Annotated in this window: 11 protein-coding genes and 1 pseudogene; 8 read left to right on the forward strand and 4 right to left on the reverse strand. The window is 69.3% G+C overall.

Annotation, left to right across the window (positions count from 1 at the left end; genetic code table 11):
* From H5J26_RS24215 to H5J26_RS24240, 6 genes are all read left to right on the forward strand, one after another.
* The coding region (locus tag H5J26_RS24215) for a tetratricopeptide repeat protein (protein ID WP_419183845.1) at nucleotides 1-414 on the forward strand (414 nt) is incomplete at its 5' end.
* 73 nt (nucleotides 415-487) lie between these two features.
* Nucleotides 488-1,078 carry an N-acetylmuramoyl-L-alanine amidase gene (locus H5J26_RS24220; protein WP_181768074.1) on the forward strand — a complete coding sequence of 197 codons (591 nt, stop codon included), beginning with the start codon at nucleotides 488-490 and terminating at the stop codon, nucleotides 1,076-1,078.
* Between the two features lie 46 nt (nucleotides 1,079-1,124).
* The gene (locus tag H5J26_RS24225; protein ID WP_181768075.1) at nucleotides 1,125-2,102 is read left to right on the forward strand and encodes a pyridoxal-phosphate dependent enzyme; all 978 of its coding nucleotides are present in this window, start codon (nucleotides 1,125-1,127) and stop codon (nucleotides 2,100-2,102) included.
* Nucleotides 2,103-2,112: 10 nt separating this feature from the next.
* On the forward strand, nucleotides 2,113-2,598 hold the full coding sequence (locus H5J26_RS24230) for a GNAT family N-acetyltransferase (RefSeq protein WP_181768076.1): 486 nt from the start codon (nucleotides 2,113-2,115) through the stop codon (nucleotides 2,596-2,598).
* A 256-nt stretch (nucleotides 2,599-2,854) separates the two neighbouring features.
* Nucleotides 2,855-3,277 (forward strand): anti-sigma regulatory factor, encoded by a 423-nt coding sequence (locus tag H5J26_RS24235; protein ID WP_028430819.1) that lies wholly within the window; start codon nucleotides 2,855-2,857, stop codon nucleotides 3,275-3,277.
* Entirely contained in the window at nucleotides 3,274-4,257 is a 984-nt protein-coding gene (locus H5J26_RS24240) for an RNA polymerase sigma factor SigF (protein ID WP_181768077.1), read from the forward strand. Before H5J26_RS24235 ends, H5J26_RS24240 begins: the two co-directional genes overlap by 4 nt.
* 184 nt (nucleotides 4,258-4,441) lie before the next feature.
* Here the strand turns inward: H5J26_RS24240 and H5J26_RS24245 are convergent, their stop codons facing one another.
* Nucleotides 4,442-4,864: a hypothetical protein gene (locus H5J26_RS24245; RefSeq protein ID WP_181768078.1), complete on the reverse strand. Its 423-nt coding sequence runs from the start codon at nucleotides 4,862-4,864 to the stop codon at nucleotides 4,442-4,444.
* Between the two features lie 99 nt (nucleotides 4,865-4,963).
* On the opposite strand from H5J26_RS24245, the gene H5J26_RS24250 reads away from it, so the two are divergent.
* Nucleotides 4,964-5,932 (forward strand): diacylglycerol/lipid kinase family protein, encoded by a 969-nt coding sequence (locus H5J26_RS24250; RefSeq protein ID WP_181768079.1) that lies wholly within the window; start codon nucleotides 4,964-4,966, stop codon nucleotides 5,930-5,932.
* 313 nt (nucleotides 5,933-6,245) lie between these two features.
* Nucleotides 6,246-6,509, forward strand: coding sequence for a WhiB family transcriptional regulator (locus tag H5J26_RS24255; RefSeq protein ID WP_027747983.1), 264 nt, complete (start codon nucleotides 6,246-6,248; stop codon nucleotides 6,507-6,509).
* A 249-nt stretch (nucleotides 6,510-6,758) separates the two neighbouring features.
* On the opposite strand, the gene H5J26_RS24260 is transcribed toward H5J26_RS24255, so the two are convergent.
* The 3 genes and pseudogenes from H5J26_RS24260 to H5J26_RS24270 form a co-directional block, all read right to left on the reverse strand.
* Nucleotides 6,759-8,258 (reverse strand): sensor histidine kinase, encoded by a 1,500-nt coding sequence (locus H5J26_RS24260; RefSeq protein ID WP_309238051.1) that lies wholly within the window; start codon nucleotides 8,256-8,258, stop codon nucleotides 6,759-6,761.
* A 310-nt stretch (nucleotides 8,259-8,568) separates the two neighbouring features.
* A complete protein-coding gene (locus H5J26_RS24265; protein WP_181768080.1) occupies nucleotides 8,569-9,669 on the reverse strand; it encodes an SIS domain-containing protein in 1,101 nt (366 codons plus the stop codon).
* A gap of 59 nt (nucleotides 9,670-9,728) precedes the next feature.
* Nucleotides 9,729-10,103, reverse strand: a pseudogene (locus H5J26_RS24270) (glycoside hydrolase family 3 protein); the annotation flags it as partial.

Here is a 10,103-nt window from a genome sequence, read left to right on the forward strand (position 1 = left end):
CTGGCCCGCGCACCGGCGGACTTGACGACGGGTCCGGAGAGCCCCGACGGCGAACCGGTCGGCGCGTACCAGGACGCGGCGCTGCACTACCAGGCAGGTCAGGTGCGTGCCGCGCTGGGCGACAGGGACGGCGCCATCCGCGAGTTGCGCGCCTCGCTGCGGTCGCGTCCCGAGGGCGAACGCCGTTCGCGAGCGATCAGCGAGGCGGAACTGGCCGAACTGCTGCTCTCCCGGGGGCGGTTGGAGGAGGCCTGCTCCGCATGGGAGGACTTCCTCGAGGACTCGGCGCTCGTACGGTCCGGCCGCGCACGCGGAGCACGCGACCGGATGCCGCGTCTGCTGCGTCCGTACGCGCAAGAGCCTTGCGTACAGGCTCTGTCGGCCCGAGCAGGCCTGCCGCTCGGCGGGCGCTGACCGGAGTAAGTGCCCGGCCAGCGGGGCATTACCCGTGAACACCACGAGAGCGCACGGAAGGTACGGGGCGAAGATGGCCACACCCATCACAGCGAGCGCCTTCATCACAGCCCTCAAGAAAGAGGGCGTGACGGTCGAGGAGGTCCGCGACTGGCGCAACCACAACCGCAACCACAAGGGCCCTTGGGGGCCGGTGCACGGCATCATGATCCACCACACGGTCACCAGCGGCGCCAAGGAGACGGTCGACCTCATCTACGACGGCCGCTCCGATCTGCCCGGCCCGCTGGCGCACGGCGCCATCACCAAGGACGGGACGGTTCATCTCGTCGGCCACGGCCGTGCCAATCACGCCGGGCTCGGTGACGACGACGTGCTACGCGCGGTGATCGCCGAGAAGGACCCGCCAAAGCCCAACCAGATGAACACCGACGGGAACCGGTCCTTCTACGGCTTCGAGTGCGAGAACCTCGGCGACGGCGACGACCCCTGGCCCGACGAACAGCTCGACGCGATCGAACGGGCCGCTGCTGCGCTGTGCAGGCACCACGGCTGGAACGAGCGCTCCGTGATCGGTCATCTGGAGTGGACGAACCAGAAGTCCGACCCACGCGGATTCACGATGGACGCGATGCGCAAACGCATCGCGGCACGCCTGAAGTAGGGCACCCCGAGGAACGGAGAGGGGCGGGCGGCGCCACAATGGAGGAGTGAACAGCAGCGCCCCCGCCCCGCCCCCGGGCGGCGGTGGCAACGCGGGCGACAGCGCACCGGACGCTCTCGCCGCCGCGGTCGCCCCCGCCCCGCTGCTGCCTTCCCCGCTCCAGGAGATCGACGACGACCGCTTCGCGCGGCACGGCGTACGGCTGTTGCTCAAGCGCGACGACCTGATCCATCCGGCCTTGCCCGGCAATAAATGGCGCAAACTCGCCCCTAATCTGAGGGCTGCACTCGACAGCGGGGCACGCACGCTCCTCACCTTCGGCGGCGCCTACTCGAACCATCTGCGCGCCACGGCCGCCGCCGGACGCATGCTCGGCATCGCCACCATCGGCGTCGTACGCGGCGACGAACTGGCCGGCAGACCGCTCAACACCTCACTCGCGCACTGCGAAGCCGACGGCATGCGGCTGCACTTCGTCTCGCGCGCCGCCTACCGGCGCCGCACCGACCCCGACTTCCTCGGCCGGCTGTACGCCCGCCTCGGCGACGCCGGCGGGCGCAGCACCTTCCTCATCCCGGAGGGCGGCAGCAACTCCCTTGCCGTACAAGGCTGTACGGCACTCGGGCACGAACTTCGCGGCCACACCGACGTCGCCGCCGTCGCCTGCGGTACGGGTGGCACCCTCGCGGGTCTCGCCGCCGGCCTGTCACCCGCGCAGCGCGCGCTCGGCATCCCCGTGCTCCGGGGCGGCTTCCTCACCGCCGACGTCTCCGACCTGCAACGATCGACCTTCGGCCGCGAACGTGGAAGCTGGTCGCTGGACGACCGCTTCCACTTCGGCGGTTACGCCCGCGGCAGCCGGGAGCTGGACGACTTCGCAGGCGGGTTCGCCGCGCGGCACGACCTCCCGCCGCTGGAGCGGATCTACGTCGCCAAGCTGCTGTTCGCCCTCACGGCCCTGGCCCAGGAGGGCGCCTTCGCCCCCGGGAGCACCGTCACCGCGGTTGTCACCGGGCAGAGTTAGCGTTGAGGGCATGATCAGAGCCGCCACCCCGGCCGACGTGCCGGCCGTCCACGCGATGATCCGTGAGCTGGCCGAGTACGAACGCGCCCTGGAGCACGCGAGGGCGACCGAACAGCAGCTGCACGAGGCCCTGTTCGGCGATCACCCGGCAGTCTTCGCCCTGATCGCCGAAGAGGCTACGGAGAGTGACCCGGTCGGTTTCGCTCTGTGGTTCCGGAACTTCTCCACCTGGACCGGCACTCACGGTGTGTATCTGGAAGACCTCTACGTCCGCCCCTCCTCGCGCGGCGCGGGGCACGGCAGGGCACTGCTTTCAGCCCTTGCCGGAATCTGTGTCGAACGGGGTTATGAACGCTTCGAGTGGTGGGTATTGGACTGGAACGACCCCTCTATCGGTTTTTACAGATCACTCGGGGCCGAACCGATGGAGGAATGGACGGTCTTCAGGATGTCCGGAGAGCCGCTGCGAGCTCTGGCAGATGCCAACGCAGCGTAATCACTCCGGATTCAGGGCCTCCGACCCCTAGCCACAGACAGTGCCCATATGTTTACTATGGGTGACGCTCATGTGATGGGCAGCCGAAGATCCGTGCGGGCGACATCAAGTCGCGGATCGCGATAGCGTCGCAGGCGAACCATCGACGGCGTCAGTGCGTTGGTTCTCCGTGGAGGAGATCCACGAACTGCGCGGCGGAGAGCCGCACGCGCTACACGAACGAGCCGAACCGGCTTGTGCCACTTTGGAGGTGAGGGTGTCCCAGATCGCAGGTGAGCCCGTGGGGCAGGACGGGCAGGACTTCGTCGAGGTCCGGCTGCCCGCGGCGGGTGCCTATCTGTCGGTGCTGCGCACGGCCACTGCCGGACTCGCAGCCCGCTTGGACTTCACCCTCGACGAGATCGAGGATCTGCGGATCGCCGTGGACGAGGCGTGCGCGATCCTCCTCCAGCAGGCCGTGCCGGGTTCGGTGTTGAGCTGTGTCTTCAGGCTCGTCGGCGACTCCCTCCGGGTCACGGTCTCGGCCCCGACCACGGACGGCAGGGCACCCGAGCGCGACACCTTCGCCTGGACGGTGCTCTCCGCACTGGCCGGCGAGGTGGACTCGACGGTGTCCGACGACCGTACGGTCAGCATCAGCCTGCACAAGAAGCGCGGTGCAGGACCCGGAGCGCCGTGACTGAGCACGAGGCACGGGAACATTGGGCAGGCCGCACAGGTGCGGCGGCCGACCCGGTCGTGCCTGAGCAGGCCAGACCGCACCCCGCCGACCCCACCAGTCAGCGACCGGACCAGGCAGAGCGGGCGGACGCGATGGACATGAAGCAGCACGAGACGCACGGACACGGTTCCGGCCAGCACGGTGCGCGTACAGCACGTGCAACGCAGTTCGCGCACTTCGACCCGCGTGACCGCAGCGGAGCCCGCGCGATGTTCATCGCGCTGCGCAATCTCCCTGACGGCTCTCCCGAGCGCGCCGAGTTGCGCAACCACCTGGTGCGCATGCACCTCCCGCTCGTGGAGCACCTGGCACGCCGCTTCCGCAACCGGGGCGAACCTCTCGACGACCTCACCCAGGTCGCGACGATCGGCCTCATCAAGTCGGTCGACCGCTTCGACCCGGAACGGGGCGTGGAGTTCTCCACGTACGCGACACCCACGGTCGTCGGCGAGATCAAGCGTCACTTCCGCGACAAGGGCTGGGCCGTCCGCGTCCCTCGCCGCCTCCAGGAGCTGCGCCTCTCCCTGACGTCGGCGACGGCTGAGCTGTCCCAACTCCACGGCCGTGCACCCACGGTGCACGAGCTGGCACAGCGGCTGTCGATCTCGGAGGAGGAGGTCCTCGAAGGGCTGGAGTCGGCCAACGCCTACAGCACCCTCTCGCTCGACGTCCCCGACACCGACGACGAATCCCCGGCGGTCGCCGACACGTTGGGAGCCGAGGACGACGCCCTCGAGGGCGTCGAGTACCGCGAATCGCTCAAGCCGCTCCTGGAGGAGCTGCCGCCGCGGGAGAAGAAGATCCTGCTGCTGCGCTTCTTCGGGAACATGACCCAGTCGCAGATCGCGCAGGAGGTCGGCATCTCCCAGATGCACGTCTCGCGCCTGCTGGCCCGCACCCTGGCCCAGCTGCGTGACCGGCTCCTCGTGGAGGAATAGAGCCCGCACCGCCAGCACCACGCCACTCGCGCGCGTCCGCCCGCTCCCGGGCGGGCGCGCGCAGGGCGTCAGGGCCCTCCAGTCAGTGCCTCGGATGATTCGGCCGGACGCCGCAACTGCGGGCCTCAGACGGCCCGTTGAGCGGGCGGCATCACGGGCCCACAGGCCTGGGGGGTCTCCGGGGTCACGCGTCGCGCGGACCGATGCCCAGCGCCTCGGTGGCCGTCGGATTGACCAGGCAGCCGAGCACGGCCACTCCGGTCAGCGCCATGGCGATGCCCGCCGCCGTCCAGATTCCGCCGTTCTGTGCCATCTGGTAGCCCGCCGGCAGCGCGATCAGCTGCACGATCATCGACGGCCCGCGACTCCAGCGGCGCCTCAGCCACAGGCCGCGCGCCGCGGCCAACGGCAACACGGACAGCGCCAGTACGGTCACCGCCATCGTGACGGCCTGCACCATTCCGTCCGGCTTGTCGGTCACCAGCATCACCAGCGACACCACCCCGAACGCGGCGACGACCAGGCCTTCGAGCCCGGTCAGCACAGCGGCGGCGGTGAGACGTCGCGGACGGGCGTCGGAAGCTTGGGTCTCGTTCTCGGCTGGCACACGGGAAGGGTAGCCCGTCGCGCGTGTCCCTCTCCAAGGCCCGGATCCGGCGACGCACGCAGCCTGTGTCTTCCGGGGGTGATAGGTACGCTGCACCCCATGCGCGCACTCCTCGTCGTCAACCCTGTCGCCACGACCACCAGCGTGCGGACGCGTGAAGTGATCACGCACGCTCTCGCCAGCGACCTGAAGCTGGACGTGGCGACCACGGAGTCCCGTGGCCACGCCCGTGAGCTCGCCCGGCTGGCCGCGGTGAACGGCGAGACGGAGCTCGTGATCGCCCTCGGCGGGGACGGCACCGTCAACGAGGTCGTCAACGGCCTGCTCCACGAAGGGCCGGACCCTGAGGGCCTCCCCCGCCTCGCCGTCGTGCCCGGCGGTTCCACCAACGTCTTCGCCCGCGCACTCGGGCTGCCCAATCACGCCGTCGAGGCGACCGGCCAGCTCCTGGACGCCATCGAGACGGGCAGGGAGCGCACGATCGGTCTCGGCCTGGCGTCGGGAGTGCCGGACACGGACGACGCGGGAGTGCGGTCGCGCTGGTTCACCTTCTGCGCCGGATTCGGCTTCGACGCCGGGGTCGTGGGCCGCGTGGAGCAGCAGAGGGAGAAGGGCAAGCGTTCGACCCATGCCCTGTACGTGCGGCAGGTGTTGAGGCAGTTCCTCAAGGAACAGCACCGGAGCGGGGGGACGATCAGGCTGGAGCGCGAAGGTGCGGCGCCGGTCGAGGATCTGGTGCTGTCGATAGTCTGCAACACCGCTCCGTGGACCTTTCTCGGCAACCGTCCGGTGTACGCCGCCCCCGAGGCATCCTTCGACACCGCCCTTGACGTGCTCGGACTCTCCCGGCTGACCTCCCTCGCGGTGGGCCGCTACGGCACCCAGCTGCTCACTTCCAGCCCCACGCGCGGACCGCACGGTAGACACGCGGTAACCCTGCATGACGTGAGCGACTTCACCTTGCATTCGCAGGTCCCACTGCCGTTTCAGATGGACGGTGACCACCTGGGAGTGCGGACGAGCGTGAATTTCACAGGCGTACGCCGTGCACTGCGTGTGATTGCTTAAGCGGAAGCCCCGAAAGTCCTTCCACTCGAACGTTTAAACCAGGGTCCACCCTCTGGAAGTACGACTGTGAGTGATGCGACACCAAGGAATCAAAAAAAACTTGCCGGAGGGGGTTGTATCCCCGGCCGAGGTTTGCGAGTCTCTTCATGGCGATCGGGACGGCCCCTCACGGAGGCTCCCAGGCGCCCGAATCCTCCCTCTCATTCCGCTGGGACCCGTATCACAATCTGATCGGCGACCTTCCCTTGCGAGGGGATTCGTGAAAGCGTTCACATTCACAAGCATCCAGAACTCACGAGGAGAGGTAGCAGCCATGGACTGGCGTCACAACGCCGTTTGCCGCGAGGAAGACCCCGAGCTGTTCTTCCCCATCGGCAACACCGGTCCTGCGCTGCTGCAGATCGAGGAAGCGAAGGCCGTCTGCCGCCGCTGCCCCGTCATGGAGCAGTGCCTGCAGTGGGCCCTGGAGTCCGGCCAGGACTCCGGTGTCTGGGGTGGCCTCAGCGAGGACGAGCGCCGCGCGATGAAGCGCCGCGCTGCTCGCAACCGGGCGCGGAACAACGCCGCGACCGCCTGAGACTGACGCCCACACCCTGCCACTCGCTGCATCCCGAGCCGCAGCGCGCAGTGCCCGAACAGTGCACCGCGTAGACACAGAAGTTGAGCCCCGGCTATTCGAGCCGGGGCTCAACTTCTTTTGTGCGTAAGGAGCTTCAGATGTGCGGATCCGGTGACGCCCCGGGAATTCCGCAAGACCTTCACAGGCCTGCTGAATTGGATTGACCGGCAGCCGCGACGGTCGAGAGGACCCGGCGCACCGCTGGTCTCACTGCTTCTCGCGCTTGTCCCGCTTCTCCGCGACCGGAATGTCGAACACGACGCGGGTGCCGCGGACAGGCGCCGGGATCATGTCGAACTCGCCGCCCAACTCGCCCTCCACCAGCGTCCGTACGATCTGAAGGCCCAGATTCCCGGTCTGCTTGGCCTCGAAGCCCTCGGGCAGGCCGCGCCCGTCGTCCTGCACCGTGACCAGCAGCCGGCCCGCCTCCTTGCCGGCGCCGGCGCTCCGTACCGCGCCGACCTCGATCATGCCCTGCTCGCCCGGCCCGAAGCCGTGCTCCAGCGCGTTCTGCAGCACCTCTGTCAGGACCATGGACAGAGGAGTGGCAACCTCCGCCTCCAGCACGCCGAAGTGACCGGTGCGCCGGCCCGTCACACGACCGGGTGAGATCTCGGCCACCATCGCCAGCACGCGGTCGGCGATCTCGTCGAACTCGACGCTCTCGTCCAGGGTCTGGGAGAGGGTCTCGTGCACGATGGCGATCGAACCGACGCGTCGCACCGCCTCGTTGAGCGCCTCCCGGCCGCGGTCGGAGTCCATCCGACGGGCCTGGAGCCTCAGGAGCGCCGCCACCGTCTGGAGGTTGTTCTTCACACGGTGGTGGATCTCCCGGATAGTGGCGTCCTTCGTCATCAGCTCACGCTCTCGGCGGCGCAGTTCGGTGATGTCCCGCAGAAGGATGAGCGAACCGATGCGTGTGCCCTTGGGCTTGAGCGGGATGGCGCGCAGCTGCACGACGCAGTCGTTGGCGTCCACTTCGGCGCCGCGCGGCGCCCAGCCGCTGGCGAGCTTGACCAGCGACTCGTCCACCGGGGCACGGGAGGGCGCGAGTTCGGCGGTCACCTGGCCCAGGTGGAGGCCCACAATCTCGGTGGCCAGGCCGAGCCGGTGATAGGCGGAGAGGGCGTTCGGGCTCGCGTACTGGACGATGCCGTCGGCGTCCAGCCGGATCAGCCCGTCGCCGACGCGCGGGATGTGGTCGATGTCGAGGTCCTGGCCCGGGAAGGGGAAGGACCCCGCCGCGATCATCTGTGCGAGGTCGGACGCGCTTTGCAGATACGTGAGTTCGAGCCGGCTCGGCGTACGGACCGTGAGCAGGTTGGTGTTGCGTGCGATGACGCCGAGGACCCGGCCCTCTCTGCGCACGGGGATCGACTCGACCCGTACCGGCACCTCTTCGCGCCACTCCGGGTCCCCCTCGCGCACGATCCTGCCCTCGTCGTGCGCGGCGTCGAGAAGAGGGCGCCGGCCGCGCGGCACCAGGTGCCCGACCATGTCGTTCTGGTGGGAGGTCGGCCCGGTGTTCGGGCGCATCTGCGCGACGGACACGTAGCGGGTGCCGTCACGCGTGGGCACCCACAGCACGAGGTCGGCGAAGGAGAGGTCCGAGAGCAACTGCCACTCGGAGATCAGCAGGTGCAGCCACTCCAGGTCGGAGTCCGAGAGGGCCGTGTGCTGGCGTACGAGGTCGTTCATGGAGGGCACACGGCGAGCCTACCGGCGGCCGGGTCCGGAGGTTCGGGAGTACCGTCGTGAGGAACTTTGCCCATGGCATGGACAGGCACGAGTGGTCTAGTCCACAATGAACGGGTAAAGAAACAGGGTCTTCTGCTCTCCCCGCACAGGAGAGCAGAGCGAGACCGCGGCGGCGTCTGCCCTGACAGCGCCGTTGGTCTCCGAGCTCCGGGCTGCGGTGCCGGGCGGGCTGAGGGTCCCGCCCCGGCGCCGCGGCCCGAAGTGTTTCCGGCCCCGGCGAACGCCGCCCAGGATGCCCCCGGACGGCGGCACGCAGACTTCAGCGGGTCTCCGTCACCTTCGCCAGCGCGCGGGGCGCGTCCGGGTCCTGGCCGCGCGCGATGGTGACCTCGTACGCGAGCATCTGCAGCGGGATGATCTCCAGGATGGGCTGCAGCTCCTCCGGGACGCCCTCCGTGGGCAGGGCGAAGCCCGCCGAGGCACGCTCGACGGCTGCCTTGCTGCCGATGACGACCAGGTCGGCGCCACGGTCGCGGAGACGGTCGAGCACGGGCTGAAGCGCCTCGCCGCCCTTGCCTTCCGTCACCACCGCGATGACCGGGGAGATGTTGTCGACCATGGCGAGCGGGCCGTGCAGCAGGTCGGCACCCGAGTAGGAGAGCGCCGGGATGTAGCTGGTCTCCATCAGCTTCAGCGCCGCCTCCTTGGCCGTCGGATAGCCGTATCCGCGTGAGGTGAGGACCATCCGCTCGGCGAAGCGGTAGCGCCCCGCGAGCGCCTTGACCTCGCTCTGACGGGCCAGGACGGACTCGGCCAGATCCGGCAGGACCTTGGCCTTCTCCGCACCCGAACCTCCGCGCATGCCCTCGACGAAGAGGTAGAGGGCGAGGAGTTCGGCGGTGTAGGTCTTGGTCGCGGGAAGAGCCTCCTCGGGACCGGCGAGCACGTCGATGTGGAACTCGCTGACCTCCGCGAGCGCGGAGGCGGAGTTGTTGGTCACCGCCAGCGTGAGAGCGCCCGCCTCCCGCGCCGCCTTCGTCGAGGCGACCAGGTCGGGCGAGCCGCCGGACTGGCTGACCGTGATGACGAGACAGTCCGTCAGGTCCGGCCGGGCCTGGTAGGCGGTGGTGGTGGACATGGAGGTCAGACCGCACGGCTTGCCGAGCAGGATCTCCAGCAGGTACTTCGCGTAGAGCGCCGCGTTGTCGGACGTACCGCGCGCTGTGAGCAGTACGAAGCGGGGGTTGCGGGCGGCGACCTGTTCGGCGATCTCCCGGATCCTGGGCGCGCCCTCGTCGAGGATGCGGCGCAGCACGGCCGGCTGCTCGGCCATCTCCCCCGACATGATCCGGCCGGGCGCGGAGCGGATCGGATCGGTCGAGGGGGACGACTCGGGTGTCGAGGCCGGCGTGGCGGACATGCTGTGTGCCTCCAGTCGAGCTGTTCAGTTGCCTCGTGACGTAGCTGCGGGCGACGGAGTCAGCCGCCGGCGCCCTTGCCTGCGATGACCTCCGCGGCGGCCCGTCCGCACACGCGAGCGGCGCCGTGGGTGGCGATGTGCAGCGCCCCGGTCGGCGGCGCCTGGGGCACGCCCATCTCGACCACGACCGTACGGGGGCGTGCCGCGAGCAGGGCATCCAGCGCGTCGGCAATCCAGGGGTGTCGGTGCACGTCGCGTACCACCGCGACGATCCTACGGTCAGCGGCAGCGGCGAGCACAGTTGCGACCAGGCCGGATGAACCGGCTCCCGGGCCGCCGGTCGCATCGGCCGCATCCGCCGCCCCGTACGTCACGGTGGCGGTGCCGGGCAGCAGCCGTTCCAGTTCGGCGGCGACGCCCCACGGGGTGTCGCC

The organism is Streptomyces albidus (ex Kaewkla and Franco 2022) (assembly GCF_013870515.1).
In the GTDB taxonomy this organism is placed as follows: domain Bacteria; phylum Actinomycetota; class Actinomycetes; order Streptomycetales; family Streptomycetaceae; genus Streptomyces; species Streptomyces albidus.